The organism is Nocardioides sp., assembly GCF_036493135.1.
Lineage (GTDB): Bacteria > Actinomycetota > Actinomycetes > Propionibacteriales > Nocardioidaceae > Nocardioides.
Window position 1 is genome coordinate 76,765 of sequence record NZ_DASXQG010000062.1, and the last position, 25,398, is coordinate 102,162.

A 25,398-nucleotide genomic window follows, 5' to 3' on the forward strand; every position below is an offset into this window, starting at 1 on the left:
AGTAACTGATTCATTTCATTCAGGTAAGAGCGTTGACCCCGTGTTCTGAATGGTGCTGTACTGCCGCGCGTGGTCACCGAGACGACGCCGAACCGCGTGTACGACGGGTCGACCGCGCCCGACGCGGGCCTCCGCGAGCAGCTGACGCGGGCCGCGCACACGTTCGGGACCCCGTTGTACGTCGTCGACACGGCCGCCGTGGACGCGGCCGCCGCCGCGGTGGAGGCGGCCTTCCCCGAGCCGTGGATCCGGCAGTACTCCCTCAAGGCCAACGACCTCCCGGCGGTCACCGAGGTCCTCGCCGCCCGCGGTTGGGGCGCCAACGTCGTCTCCGGCGGTGAGTGGGCGAGTGCCCGCGCAGCCGGCGTCCCGTCGCAGCACACCACGCTCGAGGGCGTCGGCAAGACCGACGCCGACCTCCTCGCGGTCGTCGACGAGGCGGTGGCGGGCACGCCGTTGCGCTGGGTCGCGGTCGAGTCCGCCGACGAGCTGGCCCGCCTCGCCGAGCTGCACCGCTTGCGCCGCGACGAGGCCCGACGCGACCTCGACCTACCGGTGCTCCTCCGGCTCAACCCGGACGTGCAGCCGGAGACCGCTCCGGGACTGGCGGTCGGGCTCGCCGCGAGCAAGTTCGGTCTCAGCGCACCTGATCTCGAGGCCCTGGCCGCAGCGCCGCTCTGGCGTGGCGGGCTCCGCCTGCTCGGGATCCACGTCCACATGGGCTCCCACCTGCGCGAGGTCTCGTCCTGGGCGCTCGCGGGATGCCGCGCCGTACGGTTGCTGGCCCGCGTGCGGGAGGTGTACGACGGGCCCGGCACACCCGACACGGTCGACTTCGGTGGCGGGTTCCCCGCCCACGGCACCGATCCGTCCCCGGCAGACTTCGCCGCGGCCCTGACCGCCGAGCTGGAGCGCGCCGGCCTCGACCTGCCGTCCACCACCGCGATCGAGCCCGGTCGGGTCGTCGTCGGCGCCGCCGGATGGCTGGTGGCCGGCGTCCTCCACACCCGGCGACGGGGGGACGAGGGCCAGGTGATCCTCGATGCCGGCCTCACTGAGCTGATCCGCCCCGCCCTCTACGGGAGCCGCCATCCGATCACCGCGCTCGGCGACCACGGCGAGGCCGAGGTCGGCGACGTCGTGGTGCAGGGCGCGGTCTGCGAGTCGACCGACACGTTCGGGGTGCATGCCTTGCCGTCGCTCCACCGAGGAGACCTCGTGGTCCTGCACGAGGCGGGGGCGTACGGCGCCTCCTTCTCCTCCCGCTACAACGGACGACCGTCGGCCCCGGAGGTCCTCCTCCGGCCCGACGGCTCCCTCGCGCTCGGGGAACGAACCCCCCCGCCTTCTCGGGGGTGGCCGCTGGATCTCACCCGGACCGTCGACGATGCACGGTCCCGGCCAGAAAGGAGTGATCCATGACCATGTCCGCACGAGGATCCACCCGAAGGCTCGGTCGCCGGAGGAAGGTCGCGGCGCTCGCGGTCGCCGGCCTGGCCGCGGCCACGCTGATGGCCGGACAGCTCACCGGCTCCAGCGCCCAGGCAGCCTCCACCTCCGACACCACGCTGACGGTGCCGGCCGACACGCAGATGACGACGTTCAACCCGTTCCTGAGCTACTACGACGGCGAGCTGAACGTGATCGGCGCGATCTACCCCGCGCTCACCATGCTCGACAACAACGGCGAGCCCATCCCGTACCTCGCCGACTCGTGGACGACGTCGTCGGACCAGCGCACCTGGACCTTCAAGATCCACCCCGGTCTGAAGTGGTCGGACGGCCAGCCGCTGACCGCGAAGGACGCCGCCTGGACGTTCAACCTGATCATGCACGACGTGACCGCGGCGACGTCGAACGGCTCGTTGGTCGAGAACTTCAAGTCCGTCACCGCGCCGGACGACAACACGCTGGTGATCACGACCAAGCAGCCGCAGGCGAACATGCTCTACCTGAGCATCCCGGTGTCGGGCATCCCGATCGTGCCCGAGCACATCTGGAAGAGTCACGTGGCGGGCCTGAAGAACTACCGGAACATGGACTTCCCGGTCGTCGGGTACGGCCCGTTCGTCCTGACCGACTTCAAGACCAACCAGTTCGCCGAGATGACCGCCAACAAGGACTTCTTCCTCGGAGCCCCGCACTACGACAAGGTCGTCACCAACTACTACTCCAACAGCGACGCCGCGGCGGCCGCGCTCACCAGCGGTGAGCTCGACCAGATCGGCGGCCTGACCCCGGCGCAGTTCAAGGCGATGTCGAGCAGGTCGAACGTGATGACGTACCAGACGCAGTCCAGCGGCTGGACGGCCATCGAGATCAACCCCGGAGCGCGGACCCGCAACGGAAAGCCGCTGGGAACGGGCAACCCCATCCTCAAGGACAGCCGGGTTCGTCAGGCGATCGCCCTGGGCATCAACCGGCCGGAGCTGGTCGCCAAGGTCCTGGGTGGCAACGGCGTCGTCGGAGCCGGTTACCTGCCGCCCGGCTACCCGCAGTTCTTCTGGACGCCGTCGCCGTCGGAGGCGCAGGCCTACGACCCGGCTCGTGCCAAGCAGGTCCTCGACCAGGCCGGTTACAAGATGGGCTCGAACGGCGTGCGGGTGGCGCCGGACGGCAAGCCGTTGCAGTTCCGCCTGGGCATCCACTCCGACGACGCGACCGACGCCGCGATCGCGCCGTACCTCAAGGAGTGGATGACCGCGATCGGGATCAAGCTCGACGTGAACGCGATGAGCTTCGACCAGCTGAACAACAACCTGGCCAAGGGGGACTGGGACATCCTGATGGACGGGTGGAGCACGGGTCCCGACCCGACGTACCTGCTCTCCATCCAGACCTGTGGCACCTTGCCGGATGAGAACGGACAGAACGGGAACACCGACGCGTTCTTCTGCAACAAGCAGTACGACCGGCTGTTCCAGCAGCAGCAGACGCAGTTCGAAGCGCAGCAGCGGGCGGCCACGATCGCGCAGATGCAGGCCATCCTGTATGCCGGCAACGCGGACGTGATCCTGTTCTACAAGAACGGGCTCAGCGCCCTGCGCACCGACCAGGTGACGAACTACCTGCAGGGGACCAAGGCGGCCAACGGGTTCTACCCGCTGCAGCACGGCTTCACCAGCTGGTGGAAGGCCGAGCCGGTGGCGGGCGCGGCCACGGCCAGCGAGAAGGCGAGCGAGCAGAGCTCCAACGCCATCAAGTGGATCGGCCTCGGTGTGCTGGTCGTGCTCGTGATCGGTGGCGTGGTGTTCCTGCTGCGCCGGCGTACGGCGAGCGAGCGCGAGTGAGCCGCCGGTGAGCGTCGGCGTCCAGCTGGAAGCACCGACCGTCTCGGGCCCCGAGGAGGGGCCCGAGCGGTCGGACTTCTGGATCTACCTGGCTCGCAAGGTCGGGGCCGCGATCGTCAGCTTCTTCATGCTGCTGGTGGTCGGGTTCATCATCTTCAGCCTGATGCCGTCCGACCCGGTCTCGGCGCTGACCCGCGGACGGCCGACCTCGGACGCGCAGATGAACCAGCTGCGTCACGACCTGGGCCTCGACCAGCCCCTGTGGGAACGGTTCCTGACGTTCGTCGGCCACACTCTGTCGGGGAACCTCGGCTACTCCTACGAGTACCACCAGCCCGTCTCGACCCTGATCGCCGACCGGCTGTGGCCGACGCTGCTCCTGATGGGCACCTCGACCCTGATCTCCATCTGGCTCGGGATCTGGCTCGGCATCCGGGCCGGGTGGCACCCGGGCAGCGTCCTCGACCGGAGCGCGAGCGCGGTCTCGCTGGCGCTGTGGTCCGTGCCGACGTTCTGGCTCGGGTTGATCCTCCTCGTCGTCTTCGGCAGCGGCACGGTGGCCGGCATCCCGGCGATCTTCCCGGCCGGCGGCATGCAGACCCACGACGGCGCGGGCGGGTTGTCCCACATCACCGACGTCGCCTGGCACCTCGTGCTCCCGTGCCTGACGCTGGTGGCGGTGATCTTCGCGCAGTACGTCACGATCATGCGGTCGTCGATCATCGACGAGCGCGGCAACCCCTACCTGCTGACCGCGCGGGCCAAGGGCCTGCGCGACGAGGTGGTACGCCGCAGGCACGCCGTACCCAATGCCCTGCTGCCGTCGGTCACGGTCATCTTCCTCCAGATCGGCGGCATGATCGGCGGCGCGATCACCGTCGAGGTCGTCTACTCCTGGCCGGGACTCGGCTACCTGACCTTCACCGCGCTCCGCATCCCGGACCTGCAGCTCCTCGAGGGCACGTTCATCGTCTTCAGCGCGGCGGTGATCGTGTGCAACCTGATCGCCGACCTGCTCTACCGCGCACTCGACCCGAGGGTGAGGCGACAGTGAGCGCCACCCAGGAGCGGCCCCCGGACACGACCCCGGTCGAGGAGAAGGCGCCGTCGCGTCTGGTGCCGATCTGGCGCTTCACGCTGACCGTGCTGCGGATGCCGAGCGGCCTGTTCGGCGTCCTGGTGATGCTGGGGTTCGTGCTGATGGCGCTCACCGCGCCCCTCTACATCCACCCCAGCGACCTGTCCGTCACCCAGGCGACCGGGCCGCTGCTCGCGCCCCCGCAGCAGGGCTATCCGCTCGGCACCGACCCGGCCGGCCGCTCGGTGCTGCTGCTGGTGATCTGGGGCTCGCGCACCTCGCTGGCGATCGGTGTGATGGCCACACTCCTGACGATGGTCCTCGGATCGAGCATCGGCCTGGTGGCCGGGCACTACCAGGGCCGGACCGGGCGCCTCCTCATGCACGTCACCGACTGGTTCATCGCCCTGCCGGGCCTGCCGCTGGCGATCGCGCTGGCGGCCGTCCTCGGCCAGGGGGCCGCCTCGATCACGATCGCGATCGGCGTCACCTCGTGGACCGGTACGGCGCGCCTCGTGCGCGCCCAGACCCTCGCCGTCGAGGCGCGTCCGTTCATCGAGCGGTCCCGTGCGCTGGGCGCGACCGACACGCAGCTGATCACGCGGCAGGTGCTGCCCAACGTGATGCCGCTGATCCTGGTCTCGAGCACGCTCACCGTGGCGAGCGCGATCCTTGCGGAGGCGACGCTGACCTTCCTCGGGCTGGGCGATCCCACCTCGGTCTCGTGGGGCTCGCTGCTGAACAACGCGTTCATGCAGGGCGCGGTCACCGCGGGCGCGTGGTGGTACCTCATCCCACCCGGTATCGCCATCCTGGTCATCGTCCTGGGGTTCACGCTGGTCGGCCGGGCGGTCGAGCACGCCCTCAACGCGCGGGTGCAGCCTCGATGACCGCCCCTGCCTCGCAGATCCCGCCGGCCGCGGAGCGCCGTACCGACCAGCCGGTGGAGCCGCTGCTCGACGTACGCGACCTGACCGTCACCTACCACTCCGGCAAGGTCCCGGTGTACGCCGCGCGGGGGGTCGACTTCGCCCTGGCGCCGGGGGAGACGCTCGGGATGGCGGGGGAGTCCGGCTCCGGCAAGACCACGGTGGCGATGAGCCTGCTGCGCCTGCTGCCCGCGGAGACGACGGTGACCGGTGAGATCCGCTTCCGCGACGAGGACCTGCTCGCCGCCAACTGGGGACGGATGCGCTCGGTCCGGTGGGCCGAGGCCTCGGTGGTGTTCCAGGGCGCGATGAGCGCACTCAACCCGGTGCGCACGATCGGCGAGCAGATCGTCGAGCCGATCCTGCTGCACGAGAAGGTGGGCGAGAAGGCCGCCCGCGCCCGGGCCCGCGACCTGCTCGACAGCGTCGGCGTGCCGTCGCGCCGGATCGCGAGCTACCCCCACGAGCTGTCCGGAGGTCAGCGGCAGCGGGTGATGATGGCGATGGCGCTCGCCTGCGACCCCCACCTGCTGATCGCCGACGAGCCGACGACCGCACTCGACGTGATCGTCCAGGCGCAGATCCTCAGCCTGCTGACCGACCTGGTGCGGGAGCGGGGGATCTCGCTGATCATGATCAGCCACGACCTGTCCGTGCTGGCCTCGACCTGCGACCGGATCGCGGTGATGTACGCCGGCCGGCTGGTCGAGACCGGGCCCTCGCGGCAGGTGATCGCATCGCCCCTGCACCCGTACGCCCGAGCACTGGCCGGCGCCTTCCCGACGCTCGGTGACCCGGGTTCGCGCCTCGCGCCGGGGGGGCTGCCCGGGGACCCGCCCGACCTGCGCGAGGAGATCGACGGCTGCCCGTTCGCGCCCCGTTGCCCGGAGGTGGAGGACCGATGCCGGTCGGGCGTGATTCCCCTCGTACGGCGCGGTGACCGTGCCGCCGCCTGCGTTCACGTCACGGGCTACGACGAGGCTGTCGGCGATGGCTGACCCGACCGAGCCGGTCCTCGAGGCCCGTGACCTCGCGGTCACCTTCCCGGCGCGCCGCCGGCAACCCGCAGCGCGAGCCGTCGACGGTGTCAACCTGGCCCTCGGCCGGGGCGAGGTGCTCGCCCTGATCGGAGAGTCGGGCTGCGGCAAGTCGACCCTGGCGCGGGCCATGGTGGGCCTGATCGAGCCGAACCGCGGCGAGGTCCGGTACGCCGGCAAGCCGCTGCGCCGTACTCGCTCGGGACTGCGCGAGTTCCGGCGCCACGTCCAGCTGGTGCTCCAGGACCCGTACGGCGCGCTCAACCCGCGGCAGAACATCCACGATGCCGTCGCCGAGGGACTCCGGCTGCACGGCCAGCGCGCCGGGCTGACCCGACGGGTGGGCGAGGCACTCGAGCAGGTGGGCATGCGGCCGCCGGAGCACTTCTTCGACCGCTACCCCCACCAGCTCTCCGGCGGTCAGCAGCAACGCGTCGTGATCGCGGGCGCCCTGACGCTCGGCCCGGAGGTGCTCGTCGCCGACGAGCCGGTGTCGTCGCTCGACGCATCGGTGCGCGGGGAGATCCTCAAGCTCTTCCTGAGCCTCCGCGACGAGCTCGGGTTGGCCGCCCTCGTGGTCAGTCACGACCTCGGACTGGCGTGGAACATCGCCGACCGGGTCGCGGTGATGTACCTCGGCCGGATCGTCGAGGTGGGCACGGTCGAGGAGGTCCTGCTCCGGCCGCAGCACCCGTACACGCGCGCGCTGCTGGACGCCGTACCGTCGACGTCGGACCTGGACGCCAAGACCGTGCTGCGCGGCGAGCCGCCCGACCCGACCGCGATCCCGGCCGGCTGCCGCTTCCATCCGCGCTGCCCGTTGCGGGCGACGTTGCCCGAGGACCGGGCACAGCTCTGCCTGAACGACGTACCGGTCCTCGCGCCCGCTCTCGACGAGCGACAGGTCGCCTGCGTCCACGCGGACGCCGCACCACCGGCAGCCGTGCCGCACGACCGAGCTGAGGTGACGACGTGACCGACCACCAGCCGTTGCGTACGACGTTGTCCCGGCCGCCGCGGCTGCGCCCCGGCGACCGGGTCGCGCTGCTGACGCCGTCGAGCCCGTCGAACCTGGAGCGGATCGACGAGGGCATCGACGTGCTGCGCTTCTGCGGCCTCGAGCCGGTGGAGTACCCCACGGCCCGTGCCCGTGGCACGGCCCAGCCGTTCCTCTCCGGCACCGACGCCGAGCGCGCCGCCGACCTGCGCGCGGCCCTCCTGGACGACTCGATCGCCGGCGTGATGACCGTGTGCGGCGGCTACGGCTCGCAGCGCATGATCGAGGTGCTGGACTGGTCGGATCTCGACGCAGTGTCGCCCAAGGTCGTCGTCGGGTACTCCGACGTGACCGGGCTGCTGGAAGCCCTGGCGAGCCGGCTCGGCTGGGCCTCGGTGATGGGACCGATGGTCGCCGAGAGCGAGTTCCGCGAGTCCTACTCGTTCTCCTCGCTGTGGTCCTGTCTCGCGTCGCCGGACCGCTACGGACCGCTCGTCTTCCCCGATGGGAAGACCCTGGTCGGCGGCACCGCCGAAGGCCTTACCGCCGGCGGCAACCTCTCACTGCTCACCGGTTCGGTCGGGACCACGACTGCATGGACGCCACCGTCGGGGATCGTGCTCGTGGAGGACGAGCAGGAGGACCCGCCGCGCACCGACATCATGCTGACCCACCTCCGCCGGGCGGGCTACTTCGACCGCGCGGCCGCGGTGATCGCCGGCACCTTCACCAACTCCGGCGACGACGCGGGGATCCAGGCCGTGCTGGACGACCGGCTCGGTGACCTGGGCATCCCGGTCATCACCGGCGCCAACATGGGCCACGGCGGCCACGTCCAGACCTGGCCGATCGGCGTACGAGCCCGGCTCGACGCCGATGCCCGCACGGTGACCTTCCTCGAGCCGCCGCTGACGGATCAGGCGGGTTCGTAGGTGAGGTCGGCGAAGTAGAGGTCCAGGCCGGGTGGGGCGTCGAAGAGCATGGTGCCTTGCTGGGCGTCGAGTCGGTGGGTGCCGTGCTGGTCGACAAGGTAGTGGCGGTGGTGGGGGGTTCGCCAGACGTAGCGGTTGCGGCCGCACTGTCGGCTGGTGTAGCCCGCGTGGGTCTTCCAGCGGTGGTGTCGTCGGCCGAGTGGGCCGGAGTTGTGGGTGCCGGTCTGGCCGGGTGGACCGTTCGGGTCGTAGGGGGTGGGGTGGTCGAGGTCGGCGGCGCCGGCCAGGCCGGGCACGGCAGTGGCGTAGGAGAAGTAGTCGCCAGGGAAGCCGAGGCGGACCCGATCGGCGAGTCCGGTGGGGTGTTCGTAGCAGTCGACCACGACCGGTGTGACGCGGATCCGGCAGCCGGCGAAGAGCTGGGAGTCGGCCAGGAGCGGCCCGACGCCTTCGACCCGGGCGACCGGCGCGGAGAGCCCCGCGATGGAGAGGTCGGAGAGGTGCACGTGGAGGTCGACCCGGGGACGGAACCGCTCGGGCTCGGCGTGCGTGAGGGTCTCGAGGAGGTCCGCAGGCATCGCGGTTGCCCGGGTCACCTCATCGCTGCCGGCCTGCGCTGCGAGGAGCAGTTGGAGGACCTCGGCGGGGCGGGCCAGCCAGCCCAACGCGATCGCACGGAGCTCGTCGCGACCCGCCTGTTGGTGGCGGTCGACGATCAGGTCGGCGACCCGGTCGACCATGGCGTCGATCCAGACCGCGTCGCCGGCGGTGACCCGGGCAATCACATGGCGCAGCCCGAACTCGTCGACCCGGGACAGGCCGACGTAGCGACGCCGGCGCTGGGCCTCCACTCGTGCGGCGTGGGCCACTCGGTCGGCCTCGATCACCTTCGCCTCGCCGATCGCGAGCACCCGACCCGGCGCTTCACCGCCGATCGCCTCGGCCACGGCGGCGTCGACGAGGTCCACCCGATCGGCCGGCAGCCGCCGCGACAGGCGGGCCACCTTGCGGGCCAGCCACACCGGACAGACCAGCTCCTGGGTGCGCGCCCAGACGCGCGGCAACCGGTGGATCAGGTCCAGCACGTCGGCCAGGTCACGCTCACACGCCGACACCCCGACCTCACGCGCCAGGGCGAGCGCGGGGATCGAGAACTCCCTCACCCCCGGCGTGCCCTCACCACCGGGATGCACCAACCGGTCCTCGGCCCACACCCGACGACCCGTGCCGGGATCGTGCCGCGGGTCGGTGGAGTGCACGTCTGCCCACGCCGCCACCACCCGCAGCTCATCGACCTCCGCAGCCCGACGGCGTACCACCGAGTCCTCGGCCAGCGTCAACAGGGCATCGGGCGACAGCCCGGCCAGATCCTGACCGAGGGTGTCGGGCCCGAGTGTTCCCATACACAGATGGTATCGAACATGTGTTCGACACACACAGGACTTCGTCCCCCTGGGACCACCCTGGGATCAGGGTCGGGCCAGGGCGATCACGACGTGGCCGGCGGCGTCCACGAGGTAGGTGCCGCCCTGGTCCTTCGTCACGGAGCGCACGTCGAGCAGCCGCGAGGACAACGGCGGCGGCGGTGGGACGCAGAGGACCTGCGTCGTGGACAGATCCTTCCTGACGTGGAGCCGGTCACCGCGCAGGACGTAGCGTCCCGAGAGGCCGTTGCAGCCGTCGGTCCCGGTCAGCCGCCCGTCGTGGAAGGCCAGCCGCACCTTGTTCGGCCCGTGCGCGGGCAGGGCCGACCGGCCGTTCCGGCCGACCAGCGCGGCGACGACCCAGGTGCCCTTCAGGTCGACCTGTTGCCGGGGCGGCGAGATCACCGGGGGATGCGTGGAGCTCGAGCTCGCCGGCTGCGGGGGAGAGGCCGCGTCGTCCGCCCGCATCAGTACGGGCACCAGGATGGCGGTGGCGACGGTGGCGAGCGTCAGACCGGCACCACCGAGGACCGCTCGTCCCCGACGTCGACGGCGTACGTCGCGAAGCATCTGCTCGAGGGGCGCTGGCCCCACCTCGTGCCGGTCACCTGCGGTCTCGAGCAGGTCGGTCAGGGTCGGGTCGCTCATGGTGCTCCTCGTAGCTCTGCGAGTGCCGGGTCCTCGGCGAGGACCTCGAGGGCGCGGGCGAGTCGGCTCTTCACGGTGCCGCGGGCGACGCCGAGCACGGTCGCCATCTGCTGCTCGCCGAGGTGGGTGTAGTAGCGCAGCACCACGGCCGCGCGCTGGTCCGCGGTAAGGCGGTCGAGCGCGCGCATCACGGCGTCGGCGTCGTCCACCGAGGTCGTCTCGTCATCGACCACCCGGTCCGGGAGCGGGTCGGTCGAGCGCTCACCGGTCCACCGGCGCCGACGGGACGACGTGAAGGTGTTGATCAGGACCCGGTGGACGTAGGCGTCGCGGTCGTGCGCCGCAGTGACCCGGCGCCAGTGCAGGAGGCAGCGCTCCAACGCCGACTGCACGACGTCCTCCGCCTCGGCCGGAGAGCAGCCGAGCAGGACCGCCGAGCGCACCAGGCGCGCCCAGCGCGCGGCGACGTACGACGTGAACTCCTCCTCGACGTCCACTCGTCCACCTCCCGGGCCCTCCCTGGGTAGACGCGACGACGAGGGCTCGAGGTTCCCGCCAGCGGGGCCGATGAGGCACGGACAGCAGGCAATGCGCAGAAAAATGCAAAGCAACTAGACGTGATAACCGAATATCTGTAGCATTCATGAGTGAACTCGGAAATGAATTCAAAGATATTCCATTTCGAAATTATCAGGAATCCGCGCGAGATGCAAATCGACGCCTGAGTCCCAGTCCTCGCGCCCGTTGCAGCCCATCGGTGGCACCCGGCCGAGCCCAGCCAGGCTCGCCGGTGTCGGCCCGTCCCGGCGTCGGACGCGACACACACGGCCCGACTTCGCACGCCCGCGTGGGCAGTCGGCCGGATCAACAATTCACATCACGAGAGGAGCACATTTGTACCTGGTGCATGACAGTTTCGCCCGCGTCATGATCTCCGCCCGAGTGGCGGACGCCGAGGAACGGCGTACGGGTCTTCGCCTGGCCCGTGCCCGCCGCCTGAGCCGCCGGTCGGCTCGAGCGGCAGTCCATGCCCAACGCCTGAGCCGACAGGCGGCCCGGGCCGAACGGCGGGCGCGAGTCGCCCGCGCTCGCGTCACGTAGATCCCAGGGGGTGGGTCCCACCATCGGTGGGGCCCGCCCTCGTCGCGCGAAAACACACTCACGCCGAAGTCGTGGCGTGCTCCCCATCGGTCGGCACGATCCGGTTCAATATCCCTGCTGCACCAACCGGTGGTGCAGGTCTCGGTCGCGCGCCCCCGAGGAGCCCACGCATGTCGATGCCGCCGTACGGCGTCAAGCCCGGGCGCCGTCGGGCCGGCCCCCACCGGTGCCCGTCGGTCTGGCACGCGCTCGGCTGGACGGTGCTGTCCGCGGCCGTGCCCGGCAGCGGTTTCCTGCACAACCGGCGACAGCGGCTCGGCGCGCTGGTCTTCCTGGTCAGCCTCGTCGGGGTGGTCTGGGTCGGGCTGGAGGCCCCGCACAACCTCTCGGCCGCGCTCGACCTCGCCTTCAGCCCGTCACGGCTGACCCGCGCCGCCATCGAGACCGCGGTCTGTCTGGTGCTCTGGGTGGCGGTCGTGGTGGGCACGTTCGTCGTGCTCCGGCCGCGGCCGGCCGAGCCACGCTGGCACCTGATGGGGGGCAGCGCACTGGTGGGCGCCCTCTGCCTCGTCGTCGTCGCGCCGGTCGGGCTCGTCGTCCGCGACGCGTTCGCGCAGGCGCACGTCGTGAACGAGGTCTTCACGCACAACCAGACGGCCACCCGGCCGACCGACGTGACCCCCGAGGACCCGTGGAACGGCCGTAGCCGGGTCAACGTGCTGCTGCTCGGCGGCGACTCCGGGCCGTACCGGGACGGCACGCGGACGGACACGATGATGCTGGCCTCGCTGGACACTCGCACCGGCCGGACGGTGACCTTCGGCCTGCCCCGCAACCTGATGGACGTGCCGTTCCCGGAGAACAGCCCGCTGAACACCGTCTACCCGAACGGCTTCACCGGTCCCGGCGACCCGGGCAGCTGGATGCTGAACGCGGTCTACCGCGAGATCCCGATCCTGTACCCACACATCCTCGGCAGGTCCGCCGACGAGGGCGCCGACGCGATCAAGCAGGCGGTCGAGGGCGCCACCGGGCTGCCGGTCGACTACTACGTGCTCGTCGACTTCACCGGCTTCCGCCAGCTGGTGGACGCGATGGGCGGGATCACGGTGAACGTGAACGTCCCCGTCGCGATCAACGGCCAGACCGACGCGGGGATCCCGCCGACCGGTTACATCGAGCCGGGCCCGGACCAGCACCTCGACGGCTTCCACGCTCTTTGGTACGCGCGGGGTCGGTACGGCGCCGACGACTACCAGCGGATGTCACGCCAGCGCTGCGTGGTGAACGCGATCATCGACGAGGCCAACCCGGTGAACCTGCTCCGGCGGTACCAGGCCCTGGCCGCGGCGGGCGGCAGGGTCGTCACCACCGACATCCCGAAGGAGCTGCTGCCGGCGTTCGTCCAGCTCGCTCTCAAGGCCAAGGACCACAAGGCGAGGTCGGTGCTCTTCCGCTCGTCGACCACGTTCAACCCGGGCGCACCCGACTTCGACTACATGCACCAGGTCGTGCAGCAGGCGCTCGCGCCACCGGCCAGGCACCGACACCACGCGGAGTCCCCGACCCAGGTCGACCAGGACGCCTGCGCCTACAACCCGGGCCAGTCCTACTGAGCGTCGTTCACCGACCGTCGGCGGCGCCGGCCGAGCCGGCGTCGGGCGCCGCGGCGTACGGCGTGTGCAGCGGGATCCGCGAGGTGACCGTGACCGAGGCGTCCGGGAACACGGTCACCACCGCGTAGCCGATGCGCCGGTGGGTCGGTGAGTACGTGAGGATCACGAACCGCGCCGGGTGCTGGATGTTGCCCGGGTCGGGGTCGGTGCTGACGTGCCCGCCAGCGCTGCCGTTGGTGAGCTCGTAGGCATGTCCGCCGTCCGTCGTGGCAATGCGCCGCGGTCCCAGGAACTGGTACGAGCGGCCGTCGAGCACCGCCACCCGTTGACAGCCGGACGCCGCGATCTCCTGTCCGAGGATGTGGTCGTGGAGCAGGACGAAGTCGGGTCGGGTCGCGCACGCCTCGGACGTGGTGTCACTGATGAACTTGTCGAGGTCGACGTCCGGGTCGCGCAGCACGTCACCGATACCGAAGTCACCGACCAGGGAGACGCGCGGGTCGGGGGCGGCGAGCATCGTGAGTCCGCCGATCGTCCGCGTACGGCCGTCCGCGACGTGCCACCCCCGCTCCTCGGCGGCGTGAACGATCGCCTCGGTGTCGTGAAGACCCGGCGCGAAGTAGACCGGCCGGTCCTCGGAGTAGTAGTCGACGGTGTCGATGATGTAGCTCTCGATGGGCTTCCCGGCGAACGTGAGGTCACCACTGAGCGCAATGAAGTCCGCGTCCACGAGCTTCGCCGCGAGGCCGACCTGTCGGGCCATGCCGTTGACGTCCTCGAAGTCCTCGGCCAGGACGAACGTCATGCTGTCGCCGTGCGGACGCAGGTCGTCGCGGTTGTCGAGGGCCTCCTCGAGGTTGCGCGCCACCGTGTCGTAGAACGTGTCGCGCGGCCGGAGGATGGACAGGAACGGAAGCACCTCCTCCATCAGGCCGTTCACCTCCGTGCCCTCGAGGGTGGTGCCGGCGAAGAGCGGGTTGCTGACGACGACGTGGTGGTCGCGATGGAGGTACGTCGCGAGCCCGACGGCGTCGAGCACGAGGGCGCCCGCGACGCCGGCAGCCACCAGACCAACCCGCAGTCGCCGGTTGTACGAGGTGACGAGGTCGCGCTCCTCCGGGGTGTAGCCGGCCAGCCGGCGCCGGCGTTCGCGCAGCAGCACGGCCACGCCGCCGGACACGAGGGCACCGGACAGGAAACCGATCAGGCTCCAGGTCACGACATAGCCACGCGCGGCGTCCTTGATGCGTTGGATCTCCGGCTGCGGGTCGTCCCACAGCGCGATCAGGTACTGCCGGGTCTGCTTGTCGCTGGGGATCAGCCGGTTCCAGTCAGCGCTGACGTCCACGCCCACGTTCGTGCCGAGGAGGCCGACGTGGGCGTGCTCGGGCCGGATCAGCGCGCCGCCCTGCAGCCGGCTGGTGTCCTGGCCCAGTACCGGCTTCACCGCGACCGGCTGGCCCGCGATCTCGATGTGCGCCGGTGGCGCGTAGCGGAGCGCGACGAACGCGAACGCGAACGGGACACTGACGAACAGCAGGACGACCCCGACCCGGAGGAGGCGGCGGAGCACGATCTGGGCTGGTGCCTGGGCTGCCTGCATGCGCGGTGGAAGCGACTCCCGGATCGATGTCGTCCCGGGGCGATCCCGGGACGTTCGATGCTACCGATCGACCGGTGGGCACACCGTGCGCACACCGTGCGCTCGCCGTACGCGCCCCTACACTCGGCCCATGGCGACCGCGTCGTCGCACCCGGACCGGCCCTCCGGCGTACGACTGGCCGAGCTGCTGGCGGTGTTGTCGCTCGGGGCAGACCTCGGCATGGGGCAGCCGATGGAGCACGCCATGCGCCAGTGCCTGATCGCGTTGCGGCTCGGTGACCGGGTCGGGCTGGGTGAGGCAGAGCGGACCGACCTCTACTTCGGCTCCCTGATCGCCTGGGTCGGCTGTCACATCGACGCCTACGAGCAGGCCAAGTGGTTCGGGGACGATCTGGCGCTCAAGGACGGCTTCCGGCACTACGACCTGTACGGCGCGCGCCCGGTGGTGTCGATGCTGAGCGCCCACCTCGGGCGCGGACGCTCCCTGGGAGAGCGGGCGCGGACGGTCGTCGCCTTCACGGGACACGGGCGGCGCGACATGGGGGAGATGCTGGCGAACCACTGGTTCGCGGCCGATCGGTTGGCCGAGGCGGTCGGGCTCGACGACGGCGTGCGGACGACGGTGATGCAGACCTTCGAGCGGTGGGACGGCAAGGGATCGCCGTACGGCGCGCGTGGCGACGAGATCTGCCTGACGTCACGGATCGTCAACCTGGCCGACGTCCTCGAGGTGTACCACCGCAGCGAGGGCGCCCAGCGCGCCGTCGAGGTGGCCCGACTGCGCTCGGGAACCCAGTTCGACCCGGAGCTCGTCGATCTCGTCGCGCGGGACGTGGACCACCTCTTCCGCGACCTCGACGACGCGACCACGTGGGACGCCGTGATCGCCGGTGAGCCCGGCCTGGAGCGCACGCTCACCGACGGTGAGCTCGACCTGGCACTGACGGCCTTCGCCGACTTCATCGACATCAAGTCGCCCTACACCCTCGGCCACTCGCGCGGCGTCGCGGACCTCGCCTCCGGCGCCGGTGAGGCGCTGGGTCTCGCAAGCGTGGAGGTGCGCCGGCTCCGTCGCGCCGCCCTTCTCCACGACCTCGGCCGGCTCGGGGTCTCCAACGGGGTGTGGGACAAGCCCGGGGCGCTGACCGCCTCCGAGACCGAGCGGGTGCGCCTCCATCCGTACCTCACCGAACGGATGCTGGCCTCCTGCCCCGTGCTCGCGGCCCTGGGCGAGATCGGAGTGCAGCACCACGAGCGGCTCGACGGCTCCGGCTACCCCCGTGGGCTCCGGGGCGATGCGCTGACCGTCTCCGGTCGGGTGCTGGCGGCCGCCGACGCCTACCACGGCAAGCTCGAGGTGCGCCCGCACCGATCGGCCTTCGCACCGGTCGACGCGGCAGCGTGGCTGCGCGAGGAGGTGCGGGCCGGGCGCGTCGACGGGGAGGCGGCCGACGCGGTGCTGACCGCGGCCGGGCACGCCGTACGACGTCGCAAGGACTGGCCGGCCGGGCTGACGACGCGCGAGGTCGAGGTCCTTCGCCTGCTGGCACGGGGTCTGTCCAACCGCCGGATCGCCGAGCGGCTGACCATCTCGCGGCGCACCGTCGACAACCACGTCGACCACGTCTACACCAAGCTCGGCGTCTCCAATCGGGCGCGGGCGAGCCTGCTCGCCGTCCGTTACGGGCTGATGTCCGTTGTCGAGGATGGGGAGTTCGACTCATGAGCTGAGGGCCTCGTCAGCGCTCGACGCGTATCTCGCCCGCGACGACAGGCTCTTGGATCTCTGATCCGGGGTCAGGCGACCGTGACGCGCGGATCGAGGAACCCGTAGACGATGTCGACCACGAGGTTGGCCACCACCACCAGGATCGCCCCGACCAGCACGGTCGTGCTGATCACGTTGAGGTCGATCGGGGTGGTCAGTGCCTGCAGGCCCCAGTGGCCGATGCCGTCGATCCCGAAGATCTGCTCGATGAAGATCGTGCCGGACAACAGGCCGGCGAAGTCCAGCCCGAAGATCGTGATCACCGGGACGATGGCGGCGCGCAGCGCGTGCCGGAAGAGCACCTTGGCCGGCCGGACGCCCTTGGCGCGCGCGGTGCGGATGAAGTCCTCACCGAGGGTCTCGACCACCTGCCCCCGCGTGAACCGGGCGTAGTCGGTCAGGCTGGTGACGGCGAGGACGAGCCAGGGCAACATCATCCAGCTGATCGTCTTCAGCGGGTTCTCCGTGATCGGGTAGTAGCCGACGTTCGGGAAGACCTGCCATCGCAGCGAGAAGAACAGCCACGCCGTCAAGATGATCAGGTAGTCCGGGATCGCCGACACCACCAGCGAGCTACCGACCAGCGCCCGGTCGATGACGGTGCCGCGCCATCGGGCGGCGAAGGCACCCATGACGACGCCGCACGTCAAGTAGATCGTGGCCCCACCGACGGCGACGGTGACGGTCGCGGGGTACTTCTGCTTGAGGTCGTGCCAGACCGTGTTTCCGGTCATGATCGAGATGCCGAGACAGGGTGCCGGGCAGTCGTAGTACTTCCCGTCGACGTAGACCCTCGTGCGGCCCACGAACACGCCCTTGGCCCAGATGCCGTAGTTGGCGACCACCGACTTGTCGAAGCCCATCTGGTGCTTGATCGCGGCCAGCGTCTGGGGGGAGCACTGGCCGTTGTGGAGCTGGTCGCAGTAGTTCACCGCGGGGGTGTCGCCGAGCCCCTTGAAGAACAGCACGAACACGAATATCGACGTCAGCACGACGACCAGGAGCGAGCTGAAGATCCGACGCACGATGAACCCCGTCATCGAGCCTCCCTTCGGCCCTCGCCCCGCCGTGCGGAGCCCGCGCCAGGCTACGACGTACGGCCGAGGTGGTCACGATCGCGCGGGTGGTGCCAGCATGTTCGGACCGAGGAGGCCCGATGTCCAGACTCGTCCAGGTGGCCCTGAGAGCCACCGACCTCGACCGCGCCGCGGCGTTCTACTCCGAGCTCCTGGGAGCAGAGCCCAGCGGCCGGTTCGACCCGCCCGGCTTGTTGTTCTTCGACCTCGAGGGCGTCCGGCTGCTCCTCGACGGCAACGCTCCATCCTCGATGCTCTACCTCGAGGTCCCCGACGTACGGCGTGCCGTGGACGCCCTGCGCGGGCGCGCGGAGATCGTCTCCGAGCCGCACGCGATCTTCACCCACGAGGACGACGCCCTCGGACCGGCCGGCACGACCGAGTGGCAGGCCTTCGTCACCGACTCCGAGGACAACCTCCTCGGCCTGGTCGGTTTCGAACGGACCGCGGGCTCACACCGAGCGGAAAACGCCGCGAAATAGCCGCTGAAATGTGTCTGATAAATAGCTGAGAAAATGCCTTCTCCGAGCGCGTTCGGGCAGGCAGACGGCGGGGTACGGAAATTCCGTACCCCGCCGTCCTGGGGTGGGTTTATCTGTGCTGCTCAGACACCGCAGATCACTGGGAGACCCAGATGTCCTTCCACGTCGGCATGCCGAGCGTGTTGTCATCGTTGTCGCCGTTGATCTTCGACCCGTGGGCCTGGGCGATGCCGGTGTAGTAGGTGGTGAACAGCGGGAAGTACTTCGTCGCGATCTGCTTGTCGAGCGCGTTCCACGCGTCCGCCTGCTTCTCCAGAGGCAACGTCTGGATGGCGTCCATCTGGTTGTCGGCGGCCTTGTTGCTGAACGCCGCGTAGTTGGCCCCGAACGAGTGGCTCTTGTCCGGGTTGGTCGACCCGAGCACGGGCGGCATCCAGGTGGAGCCGGACGGCCAGTCCGAGCACCAACCGGCCGAGCGGACGTTGATGTCCTCGGACGTGTTGTCACGTGCTGCGGGGTAGTTCGCCGTCGTGGTCGGCACCGGGGTGGCCTTGAAGCCCCCCTCGGTGAGGCCCTTGACGAGAGCGTCCTTCGTCTTCACCGAGATCGGGTCGTCGGTGCGGAACAGGAACTTGATCTCGTAACCCATGGCGTTCGCCGACTTCAGCAGCGCCTTGGACTTGGCCGGGTCGGAGTTGAACCCCTGGCGACCGGTCACGTTGTACGCCGTACGTCCCGGGACGCCAGGAGGCATCAGGTTGGTCGACGCGATCGCGTTCACGTTCGGGATCAGACCCGCAGCGAGGATCGCGTTCTTGTAGGGGTAGGCCCACGAGAGAGCCTCGCGCACCTTCTTGTTGGTGATCTTCCGGTTGTCGGGCGCCCAGTAGTAGGTGCACGGCGAGCCACCCAGCGTCAGACGGTCCGGCGCCTTCTGCTTCATCTGCTGGAAGTCAGGGGCGAGCAGGTCGTCGTAGGTCAGCGTGGTCTGCCCAGAGCCACTGTCGGCGAGCATGATCTGGTCGATCTTCTCCGACGGCTGCTGGAGCTTGAAGTCATACCCGTCGGGGTACTGCGTGCGAGCCGGGTCGGTCGAGGCGCTCCAGTACGGGTTCTTCTCCAGCACCAGCTCCTTGCCCGGGTTGAAGCTCTTGATCATGTACGGACCGGTCGACCAGGGCTTGTTCTTGTAGGTCTTGGGGTCCGAGACCTTGCCGGCCGGGATCGGGCCGTTGGCCGGGAACGTGCCCCAGTACGGCATGTCCGGGAAGGGCTTGGCCATCGAGATGGTGATCGTGTCGCCGCTGACCTTGATGCCCTTGAAGGTCTTCTGGCCCGAGGTGTAGGGGCCCTTGTAGGCCGCGCCGCCCTTGAAGTACACGTTCGAGTAGTACTGGCAGGGGCCGGTCGGGAACGTCGCGGCGTCCATGCACCGCGTCATGCCCCAGGCGACGTCCTGGGCGGTGACCGGCTTGCCGTTCTGCCACTTCACCCCGGGGCGGATCTTGAACGTCCACTTGGTGAAGTTGTCGTTGTGCTGACCCAGGTCGGTGGCCAGGTCGGGCACCAGGATCATCTGCTTGGTCGAGGGGTCGTACTTGTACTGCGTCAACGACCGGGTGACCAGACCACTCATGATGGACGAGGTGTCGACGTAGTAGATCTCGCTGGGGTCGATGGTCGTCTGCACACCCGGTTGGGTCAGCACCGTGACGATGCCGCCCTTCTGAGCACCGGCGATCGTCACCGGACCCTTGGCGCTCGCATCCTGGTTGTTGCCGGTTGCGCCGGGGTGGAAGTTCGACGGGGCGCCCTCCGGCGTCGAGCTACCGCCGCTTCCGCCGCACGCGGCGAGAGCGAGGAGCCCCACCGAGGACAGGGCGACCAACGGAATCTTCAGTCTCATGTACTCAGCCTTTCGCTGAATGTTCGACCCGGCGACGACTCGCCGAGCGGTGCACCGGGGCGGGCGCGCGCGGTCGGCGCGGCCATCGGCCCCGCATGCAAGAGAACCAGCCCTTCATCGCCGTCCAATATCAGGTGGATAACGAATGGATATCGACTGCGAAATGTCACAGAAAGGTCACGGATAAAGAACCGGTCACGGCCAGATCTCGGAATTGTCACGAATCGCGCCGCGGTCCGCTCCGGACGCCACTCATCGCGCCCGACGAGTCAGCGTTTGTAGGCGACCAGCTTCACCGCGAACGACGGGTGCGGGGCCTTCGACGTCCCGTTGCAGGAGTAGCCGCCGTTCGTGTGGCAGGTGAACGTCGTGGACGCGTTGACCAGCGTGACCGTGACGACGCGCGTGCCGGCGCGGCTGAACGGCACCGAGACCTTCCCGCGCCCCTGCTTGGTCAAGTGGACGATCATCCGGGTCGCCGGGTGGTGCTTCCGCGTGACCAGCACGACCACGGCCGGACTCGTCGCCCGCTGAGGGCCGTCCACCGTCAGCCGTAGCCGCCACCTCGGGCCGGACAGGTCGGCACCCGGAGTGGCCCTGAGGTTGACCGATGCCAGGTGCCGCACGGCGTACGTCGTCCAGGGTGTCCGGGGCGATGCCCGCGTGAGTGTCACCTGCCGAGCCGACCCCGCGGCCGGGTACGCCTTGCCCTCGGCATACGCGCGGCGGGGCACGGTGTTCCCGCTGGCGTACCTCCCGAACACCGTCGTCATCCCGCCGTGGCTGTGCAGTGCGGAGTGGATCGCCTCGGCCGAGAACTGGTGCCCGCCGCGGCCGAAGGCGGCGGCATGCTTCCAGACCGACCTGACGATCCGGCGTCCGTAGCGCTCGCTGAGGTACTCGAAGAAGACCCAGTTGCCGTATTGCTCGAAGCCGCCGTTGGTGAAGGTGTCCAGCGGCGTCCCCGGCTTGCGCAGCTGGCTCCAGGGGAGGTACTGCCGGTTGTCGTTGCTGGAGTCGTCGAACTGGTCCTCCATCCAGGTCGCGGTCGACTCCATCAGCCACGGGTCCTCGCCCGCGTCGTACCCGTACTGGGTGGCGTGGAAGAACTCATGGGCCGCGGTGACCCGCGCGACCTGCATCGGGTCGGCGTGGAACTGAGACCGCTTGAAGTCGTTGTCGATCAGCAGGTACGACGAGTAGAGGCGGTTGTTGGACGACGTGCGCTGCTCCGCCACGGTCAGGCCGTACAGACCCTGGTGGTACAGCTCCTTGAGGTAGACGTCGAACTTCCCCGAGCCGCCACCGCGGGTGCCGTCGGAGACGGGGCGGCGGTAGCCGAGCTTCTTCACCTCGAACGTCCAGACGTTGTTCAGCATCGTGAGCTGCTTGTCGACCCACGTCCTGCTCGGCGGGGCGTCGCGGCTCGTCGGCACCCAGTGGATGCAGATGTGGCCGGCGCACTTCTTCTTGGCCTTGACCCGGTAGGTCTGCCCGTAGAGGTCGGGGTGGTCGGTCGGTCGGGCCAGGATCGCGACGGCGTGGCGACGGTCGGCGGGCGTCAGGGCGTGCATGGTGAGCCGGAGCCGGAGCAGCGCCATCGAAGGGTCGGTGCGGGTCGCCCGACCGGCCAGCACCTGCGTGGCGGTGTGCAGCGCCCGGACCGCCAGAGCGCGCGCCGAGGTGGTCGTGGACCCGTCCACGGCGTTCGGAGTGCCGGTCGAGCCGGCCAGGGCGGTCCCCGGCGATGCCGAGAGGGACAGGGCCGTGCTGAGGGCCACCACCACGGCGGCGACGGTACGGCGCATGAGTGAGGCTCCCTGGAGGTGACGTGGGTCGGGTCAGCGGGAGGTCGCCCCGAGACCCGTCCACCCTAAACCGAGGATCTCGGACGGCGAGGCGAGTCAGCCCGTGGAGGAGATCTTCTCGATCAACGCGGTGGTCGAGATGGCCGGCGTACGCGGGAGGTAGACGACCTCGCAGATGTCACCGAACTCGTCGAACTTCCCGCGCCAGTCGTCGCCCATCACCAGTACGTCGGCGGCGTACCGCTCGAGGTACTCGCGCTTGAGCTCCAGGCTCTCCTCCACGAACACCTCGTCGACCATCCGCAGGGCCGCGACGATCTCCAGTCGCTCCGACTCGCTGAAGACCGGCTCGCGGCCCTTCTTGCGCAGGTTGAGGGCGTCCGCGGACACCCCGACCACGAGGCGGTCACCGAGCGAGGCGGCGCGCTCGATCACGCGCAGGTGCCCGACGTGGAAGACGTCGAAAGTGCCGAAGGTGATCACGGTGCGCGGCATGGGGCGCATTGTGGCATCACGCGATCGAGGAGAATCGACCCGATGACCACGACCATGACGCCTCCGGCCCCGATCGCGATGATCACACCCGACCCGGCCGCCGACGCCCGACGGCGACGCGGGCTGCGCCAGATGCGGACGCTGGCGGTCTGTCTGCTCCTGCTGGCGGCCGTCGTGTACCTCGTGACGCTGGGTGAGGACGGCGTGCTCGGCTTCGTGAACGCAGGGGCCGAAGCGTCGATGGTCGGTGCCATCGCGGACTGGTTCGCGGTGACCGCGATCTTCAAGCACCCGCTCGGGCTGCCGATCCCGCACACCGCGCTCATCCCGAAGCGCAAGGACGACCTCGGCCGGAGCCTCGAGGAGTTCGTCGGCGAGAACTTCCTCCAGGAGGGCGTCATCCGCGAACGCGTCGCGTCGGCGGCGATCTCGGAGCGCGTCGGCGCCTGGCTGGCCGACCCCGAGCACGTACGCCGCGTGGTCGACGAGGTCTCGGAGGTCGCCTCGATCGGACTGGGCAAGGTGCGCGACGAGCACGTCTCCGACCTGGTCACCGAGGCGCTGATCCCGCGGTTCCGCGAGGAGCCGCTGGCACCCCTGGCCGGTGGGCTGCTGGCCGAGGTGGTGCGCGACGGTGTGCACGAGGGGGTCGTCGACCTGGCCCTCGACGAGCTGCACGGGTGGCTGCTCGAGCATCCGGACACGGTGGCCGAGGTGCTGGAGCAGCGGGCGCCGTGGTGGGCGCCGCCCCGCCTCAACGACGCGGTGACCCGCCGGGTCACCGCCGAGCTGGTCACCTGGCTCGCCGAGATCCGCGCCGATCCGGCCCATCGTGCGCGGCTCGCCTTCGACTCGATGCTGACGCGGCTCGCCGAGGACCTGCAGCACGACCCCGAGACCCGCGAGCGCACCGAGCGTCTCAAGGACCGGGTGCTCGACCATCCTCAGGTGGTGCAGTCCAGCATCGCGCTGTGGAACGCGCTCCGGCGCGCCCTGCAGGCGTCGCTGCTCGACCCGGACGGCGCGGTGCGGGATCGCCTGGCGCGCGAGCTGACGGCGTTCGGCGTCCGGCTGCGAGAGGATGCGGAGCTGCGGGGGCGTCTCGACGGCGCCGCCGCGGACCTGTCGGTGTTCGCGGTCGAGCGTTACGGAGCCGAGCTCACGGCCGTGATCACCCACACCGTCGAGCGGTGGGACGGTCGCGAGGCGGCACGACGGATCGAGCTGCACGTAGGTCGAGACCTGCAGTTCATCCGGATCAACGGCACGATCGTGGGAGGTCTGGTGGGACTGGTGATCCATGCGGTGACGGTGGTGGTGCGGTGATGAGCGAGGCAGTGGTGGTGATCGTGCGCGACGAGTCGATCCGGCTCGGCCAGTTCCTCAAGCTGGCCGACATGGTCGACACCGGCGCCGACGCGAAGGGCCTGATCGCCCAGGGACTGGTCCGGGTGAACGGCGACGTCGAGACGCGGCGCGGACGGCAGCTGCTCTCCGGCGACGTCGTGGAGTGCGCCGGCCGCCGGGCCGTGGTGTCGATGCGCTCGACCGGCGGGTGACCTCCCGGGGCCCTCGGGAGGTCGGCCCGGCTCAGCAGCAGCCGCAGCCGCAGCCGGGCGTGCACTGACAGTCGGGACCGCACGGGCAGTCGTGGCTCTCGTCGGCCATGCCGCTCACCTCCTTTCCGCAGGCGCACCAGGTGGTGTCGGGGTCCGGGTCGGGGCAGGTGCCGGCCGCGATCCCGGCCAACATCGCCCGCATCTGGTCGCGCAGCGCCTCGAGTCGCGTGATCTCGGCATCGACCTCAGCCAGCCGCCTCGTCAGGTGCTGCTCGGCCGGCTCGCACGGGCAGTCGCCGGTGTCACGCACCGCGAGCAGGTCGCGGACGTCGGCCAGGGTCAGTCCGAGTCGCTGCGCGCCACGGATGAACGCCATCCGGTCGCGCGCGCCGTCGTCGTACTGCCGGTAGCCCGCCGGCGTCCGCCTGGGCGCCGGGAGCAGGCCGACCTTCTCGTAGTAGCGCAGCGTGTCGGGGCTGCTGCCGACCTCGGCGGCCAGCTGGGAGACCGTGTACGTCGTCGTCACACCACGACGCTAAACCCTGGACCCGACTCCAAGGTCAAGGGCGTTCTGGATTCAGTCGACGTCGACCAGGTCGCAGACGAAGATCAGCGTCTCGCCGGGCTTGATCACCGCACCCGCGCCGCGGTCGCCGTACGCCAGGTGCGGCGGGATCACCAGCCGGCGCCGACCCCCGACCCGCATGCCCTCCACCCCTTTGTCCCAGCCCTGGATGACCTGGCCGATGCCGAGGCGGAACTCGAGCGGAGCACCCCGGTTGTACGACGCGTCGAACTCCTCGCCGGTCGAGTGGGCGACGCCGACGTAGTGCACCTTCACCGTGGCGCCGGAGGTGGCCTCCGGACCGTCGCCGTCGACGAGGTCGGTGATCTCGAGGTCGTCGGGCGGCGCGCCGTCGGGGAAGTCGATCTCGGGCTTGTCCATACCGTGACCTTACGGGCCCCGATCCGGACCGGGACTGTCGGTGGTCGCCCCTAGCGTGGACGTATGCCGGCGACGATGCAGAAGCTCCCCACCCCGACCACCGAGTCGGGTCACAGCGAGCCGGACACCCGCGGTCTGGCCGAGGAACATCCCGAGGCGGCCCAGCTCCCGAGCCCTTGCACCTGTGACGACTGCCAGCCCCCTTCTCGCGACGAGATGTGGACCCGCTGGGCCTGACCCCGTGCCTCAGGTCTGGTGCACGTAGCTGTCGAGCTGGTCCCGCTCGAACTGCAGCTGGTCCAGCGACGACTTCACGACGTCGCCGATGCTGATGATCCCGGTCAAGGAGCCGTCGGACACCACCGGCACGTGCCGGATCCGGCGTTCGGTCATCATCACGCGGAGATCGTCGACCGACGTGTGCGGCTCACACGTGCGCACGTCGCTGGTCATGATCGAGCTCACGGACCCGTCGAGGACGGCATCGTCCTGGTGGAGCCGACGTACGACGTCGCGCTCGCTCACGATGCCGTCCACCGCGCGACCATCGTTACTGACCACGACCGCACCGATGTTGTGCTCGGCCAAGAGTGCGAGCAGGTCTCGCACCGTGGCGTCCGGAGAGATGGTGACGACCTGGCCGCTGGGCTTGCTCGAGAGAACGTCGCTGATCCGCATGACCACTCCTCGGGAGTCGCTCGGT

The 25,398-nt window shown here is 69.9% G+C and carries 24 protein-coding genes; 13 read left to right on the top strand and 11 right to left on the bottom strand.

What is annotated here, in order from left to right; genetic code table 11:
• Window positions 1-69: 69 nt before the first annotated feature.
• The 7 genes from VGJ24_RS11205 to VGJ24_RS11235 are packed head-to-tail and all read left to right on the top strand — an operon-like array spanning window position 70 to window position 8,263.
• Window positions 70-1,422: a hypothetical protein gene (locus VGJ24_RS11205; protein ID WP_331500669.1), complete on the top strand. Its 1,353-nt coding sequence runs from the start codon at window positions 70-72 to the stop codon at window positions 1,420-1,422.
• Entirely contained in the window at window positions 1,419-3,290 is a 1,872-nt protein-coding gene (locus VGJ24_RS11210) for a peptide ABC transporter substrate-binding protein (protein WP_331500670.1), read from the top strand. Before VGJ24_RS11205 ends, VGJ24_RS11210 begins: the two co-directional genes overlap by 4 nt.
• Window positions 3,291-3,297: 7 nt before the next feature.
• Complete coding sequence (locus VGJ24_RS11215; RefSeq protein ID WP_331500671.1) at window positions 3,298-4,344, top strand: ABC transporter permease; 1,047 nt, start codon at window positions 3,298-3,300, stop codon at window positions 4,342-4,344.
• The gene (locus VGJ24_RS11220) at window positions 4,341-5,258 is read left to right on the top strand and encodes an ABC transporter permease (protein ID WP_331500672.1); all 918 of its coding nucleotides are present in this window, start codon (window positions 4,341-4,343) and stop codon (window positions 5,256-5,258) included. The genes VGJ24_RS11215 and VGJ24_RS11220 overlap by 4 nt, the downstream gene beginning before the upstream one ends.
• Entirely contained in the window at window positions 5,255-6,295 is a 1,041-nt protein-coding gene (locus VGJ24_RS11225; protein ID WP_331500673.1) for an ABC transporter ATP-binding protein, read from the top strand. The genes VGJ24_RS11220 and VGJ24_RS11225 overlap by 4 nt, the downstream gene beginning before the upstream one ends.
• Window positions 6,288-7,310, top strand: a complete 1,023-nt coding sequence (locus tag VGJ24_RS11230) for an ABC transporter ATP-binding protein (protein WP_331500674.1) — start codon at window positions 6,288-6,290, stop codon at window positions 7,308-7,310. Before VGJ24_RS11225 ends, VGJ24_RS11230 begins: the two co-directional genes overlap by 8 nt.
• Window positions 7,307-8,263: an LD-carboxypeptidase gene (locus VGJ24_RS11235; RefSeq protein WP_331500675.1), complete on the top strand. Its 957-nt coding sequence runs from the start codon at window positions 7,307-7,309 to the stop codon at window positions 8,261-8,263. The genes VGJ24_RS11230 and VGJ24_RS11235 overlap by 4 nt, the downstream gene beginning before the upstream one ends.
• Here the strand turns inward: VGJ24_RS11235 and VGJ24_RS11240 are convergent.
• The 3 genes from VGJ24_RS11240 to VGJ24_RS11250 form a co-directional block, all read right to left on the bottom strand.
• A complete protein-coding gene (locus VGJ24_RS11240) occupies window positions 8,248-9,666 on the bottom strand; it encodes a hypothetical protein (RefSeq protein WP_331500676.1) in 1,419 nt (472 codons plus the stop codon). The two genes, VGJ24_RS11235 and VGJ24_RS11240, sit on opposite strands and share 16 nt — an antisense overlap.
• A gap of 66 nt (window positions 9,667-9,732) precedes the next feature.
• The gene (locus VGJ24_RS11245; protein ID WP_331500677.1) at window positions 9,733-10,335 is read right to left on the bottom strand and encodes an META domain-containing protein; all 603 of its coding nucleotides are present in this window, start codon (window positions 10,333-10,335) and stop codon (window positions 9,733-9,735) included.
• A complete protein-coding gene (locus VGJ24_RS11250; RefSeq protein WP_331500678.1) occupies window positions 10,332-10,832 on the bottom strand; it encodes a SigE family RNA polymerase sigma factor in 501 nt (166 codons plus the stop codon). The genes VGJ24_RS11245 and VGJ24_RS11250 overlap by 4 nt, the downstream gene beginning before the upstream one ends.
• A gap of 774 nt (window positions 10,833-11,606) precedes the next feature.
• Between VGJ24_RS11250 and VGJ24_RS11255 the strand changes: the two genes are divergently transcribed.
• The gene (locus tag VGJ24_RS11255) at window positions 11,607-13,052 is read left to right on the top strand and encodes an LCP family protein (RefSeq protein ID WP_331500679.1); all 1,446 of its coding nucleotides are present in this window, start codon (window positions 11,607-11,609) and stop codon (window positions 13,050-13,052) included.
• A gap of 7 nt (window positions 13,053-13,059) precedes the next feature.
• Here the strand turns inward: VGJ24_RS11255 and VGJ24_RS11260 are convergent, their stop codons facing one another.
• Window positions 13,060-14,655 carry a hypothetical protein gene (locus VGJ24_RS11260; protein WP_331500680.1) on the bottom strand — a complete coding sequence of 532 codons (1,596 nt, stop codon included), beginning with the start codon at window positions 14,653-14,655 and terminating at the stop codon, window positions 13,060-13,062.
• A gap of 130 nt (window positions 14,656-14,785) precedes the next feature.
• Between VGJ24_RS11260 and VGJ24_RS11265 the strand changes: the two genes are divergently transcribed.
• Window positions 14,786-16,381, top strand: coding sequence for an HD domain-containing phosphohydrolase (locus VGJ24_RS11265; protein ID WP_331500682.1), 1,596 nt, complete (start codon window positions 14,786-14,788; stop codon window positions 16,379-16,381).
• A 71-nt stretch (window positions 16,382-16,452) separates the two neighbouring features.
• On the opposite strand, the gene VGJ24_RS11270 is transcribed toward VGJ24_RS11265, so the two are convergent.
• Window positions 16,453-17,463, bottom strand: coding sequence for an ABC transporter permease (locus tag VGJ24_RS11270; RefSeq protein WP_331500683.1), 1,011 nt, complete (start codon window positions 17,461-17,463; stop codon window positions 16,453-16,455).
• Between the two features lie 116 nt (window positions 17,464-17,579).
• On the opposite strand from VGJ24_RS11270, the gene VGJ24_RS11275 reads away from it, so the two are divergent.
• On the top strand, window positions 17,580-17,981 hold the full coding sequence (locus tag VGJ24_RS11275) for a VOC family protein (RefSeq protein ID WP_331500684.1): 402 nt from the start codon (window positions 17,580-17,582) through the stop codon (window positions 17,979-17,981).
• Window positions 17,982-18,117: 136 nt separating this feature from the next.
• Here VGJ24_RS11275 and VGJ24_RS11280 read toward each other — a convergent pair whose 3' ends face one another.
• From VGJ24_RS11280 to VGJ24_RS11290, 3 genes are all read right to left on the bottom strand, one after another.
• Window positions 18,118-19,887 carry an ABC transporter substrate-binding protein gene (locus VGJ24_RS11280; RefSeq protein ID WP_331500685.1) on the bottom strand — a complete coding sequence of 590 codons (1,770 nt, stop codon included), beginning with the start codon at window positions 19,885-19,887 and terminating at the stop codon, window positions 18,118-18,120.
• Window positions 19,888-20,156: 269 nt separating this feature from the next.
• The gene (locus VGJ24_RS11285; protein WP_331500686.1) at window positions 20,157-21,695 is read right to left on the bottom strand and encodes an MXAN_6640 family putative metalloprotease; all 1,539 of its coding nucleotides are present in this window, start codon (window positions 21,693-21,695) and stop codon (window positions 20,157-20,159) included.
• Between the two features lie 96 nt (window positions 21,696-21,791).
• Window positions 21,792-22,190, bottom strand: a complete 399-nt coding sequence (locus tag VGJ24_RS11290; protein WP_331500687.1) for an adenylyltransferase/cytidyltransferase family protein — start codon at window positions 22,188-22,190, stop codon at window positions 21,792-21,794.
• Between the two features lie 42 nt (window positions 22,191-22,232).
• Here VGJ24_RS11290 and VGJ24_RS11295 point away from each other — a divergent pair, with 42 nt between their 5' ends.
• Together VGJ24_RS11295 and VGJ24_RS11300 are read left to right on the top strand one after the other, a co-directional pair.
• Window positions 22,233-23,516 (top strand): DUF445 domain-containing protein, encoded by a 1,284-nt coding sequence (locus VGJ24_RS11295; protein ID WP_331500688.1) that lies wholly within the window; start codon window positions 22,233-22,235, stop codon window positions 23,514-23,516.
• Window positions 23,516-23,749: an RNA-binding S4 domain-containing protein gene (locus VGJ24_RS11300; protein ID WP_414691058.1), complete on the top strand. Its 234-nt coding sequence runs from the start codon at window positions 23,516-23,518 to the stop codon at window positions 23,747-23,749. The genes VGJ24_RS11295 and VGJ24_RS11300 overlap by 1 nt, the downstream gene beginning before the upstream one ends.
• A gap of 31 nt (window positions 23,750-23,780) precedes the next feature.
• Here VGJ24_RS11300 and VGJ24_RS11305 read toward each other — a convergent pair whose 3' ends face one another.
• Together VGJ24_RS11305 and VGJ24_RS11310 are read right to left on the bottom strand one after the other, a co-directional pair.
• Window positions 23,781-24,275: a heavy metal-responsive transcriptional regulator gene (locus VGJ24_RS11305; protein WP_331500689.1), complete on the bottom strand. Its 495-nt coding sequence runs from the start codon at window positions 24,273-24,275 to the stop codon at window positions 23,781-23,783.
• 51 nt (window positions 24,276-24,326) lie between these two features.
• Complete coding sequence (locus VGJ24_RS11310; protein ID WP_331500690.1) at window positions 24,327-24,695, bottom strand: FKBP-type peptidyl-prolyl cis-trans isomerase; 369 nt, start codon at window positions 24,693-24,695, stop codon at window positions 24,327-24,329.
• A 63-nt stretch (window positions 24,696-24,758) separates the two neighbouring features.
• Here VGJ24_RS11310 and VGJ24_RS11315 point away from each other — a divergent pair, with 63 nt between their 5' ends.
• On the top strand, window positions 24,759-24,932 hold the full coding sequence (locus tag VGJ24_RS11315; RefSeq protein ID WP_331500691.1) for a hypothetical protein: 174 nt from the start codon (window positions 24,759-24,761) through the stop codon (window positions 24,930-24,932).
• Between the two features lie 9 nt (window positions 24,933-24,941).
• Here VGJ24_RS11315 and VGJ24_RS11320 read toward each other — a convergent pair whose 3' ends face one another.
• Window positions 24,942-25,373: a CBS domain-containing protein gene (locus VGJ24_RS11320; RefSeq protein WP_331500692.1), complete on the bottom strand. Its 432-nt coding sequence runs from the start codon at window positions 25,371-25,373 to the stop codon at window positions 24,942-24,944.
• Window positions 25,374-25,398 lie beyond the last annotated feature (25 nt).

What these genes read in the sequence shown, in the direction of transcription:
- VGJ24_RS11210 (WP_331500670.1), top strand. Translation starts at nt 1,419, where the DNA reads ATGACCATGTCCGCACGAGGATCCACCCGAAGGCTCGGTCGCCGGAGG.
- VGJ24_RS11225 (WP_331500673.1), top strand. Translation starts at nt 5,255, where the DNA reads ATGACCGCCCCTGCCTCGCAGATCCCGCCGGCCGCGGAGCGCCGTACC.
- VGJ24_RS11230 (WP_331500674.1), top strand. Translation starts at nt 6,288, where the DNA reads ATGGCTGACCCGACCGAGCCGGTCCTCGAGGCCCGTGACCTCGCGGTC.
- VGJ24_RS11240 (WP_331500676.1), bottom strand. Translation starts at nt 9,666, where the DNA reads ATGGGAACACTCGGGCCCGACACCCTCGGTCAGGATCTGGCCGGGCTG.
- VGJ24_RS11245 (WP_331500677.1), bottom strand. Translation starts at nt 10,335, where the DNA reads ATGAGCGACCCGACCCTGACCGACCTGCTCGAGACCGCAGGTGACCGG.
- VGJ24_RS11255 (WP_331500679.1), top strand. Translation starts at nt 11,607, where the DNA reads ATGTCGATGCCGCCGTACGGCGTCAAGCCCGGGCGCCGTCGGGCCGGC.
- VGJ24_RS11260 (WP_331500680.1), bottom strand. Translation starts at nt 14,655, where the DNA reads ATGCAGGCAGCCCAGGCACCAGCCCAGATCGTGCTCCGCCGCCTCCTC.
- VGJ24_RS11265 (WP_331500682.1), top strand. Translation starts at nt 14,786, where the DNA reads ATGGCGACCGCGTCGTCGCACCCGGACCGGCCCTCCGGCGTACGACTG.
- VGJ24_RS11270 (WP_331500683.1), bottom strand. Translation starts at nt 17,463, where the DNA reads ATGACGGGGTTCATCGTGCGTCGGATCTTCAGCTCGCTCCTGGTCGTC.
- VGJ24_RS11275 (WP_331500684.1), top strand. Translation starts at nt 17,580, where the DNA reads ATGTCCAGACTCGTCCAGGTGGCCCTGAGAGCCACCGACCTCGACCGC.
- VGJ24_RS11280 (WP_331500685.1), bottom strand. Translation starts at nt 19,887, where the DNA reads ATGAGACTGAAGATTCCGTTGGTCGCCCTGTCCTCGGTGGGGCTCCTC.
- VGJ24_RS11285 (WP_331500686.1), bottom strand. Translation starts at nt 21,695, where the DNA reads ATGCGCCGTACCGTCGCCGCCGTGGTGGTGGCCCTCAGCACGGCCCTG.
- VGJ24_RS11290 (WP_331500687.1), bottom strand. Translation starts at nt 22,190, where the DNA reads ATGCCGCGCACCGTGATCACCTTCGGCACTTTCGACGTCTTCCACGTC.
- VGJ24_RS11295 (WP_331500688.1), top strand. Translation starts at nt 22,233, where the DNA reads ATGACCACGACCATGACGCCTCCGGCCCCGATCGCGATGATCACACCC.
- VGJ24_RS11300 (WP_414691058.1), top strand. Translation starts at nt 23,516, where the DNA reads ATGAGCGAGGCAGTGGTGGTGATCGTGCGCGACGAGTCGATCCGGCTC.
- VGJ24_RS11310 (WP_331500690.1), bottom strand. Translation starts at nt 24,695, where the DNA reads ATGGACAAGCCCGAGATCGACTTCCCCGACGGCGCGCCGCCCGACGAC.
- VGJ24_RS11315 (WP_331500691.1), top strand. Translation starts at nt 24,759, where the DNA reads ATGCCGGCGACGATGCAGAAGCTCCCCACCCCGACCACCGAGTCGGGT.
- VGJ24_RS11320 (WP_331500692.1), bottom strand. Translation starts at nt 25,373, where the DNA reads ATGCGGATCAGCGACGTTCTCTCGAGCAAGCCCAGCGGCCAGGTCGTC.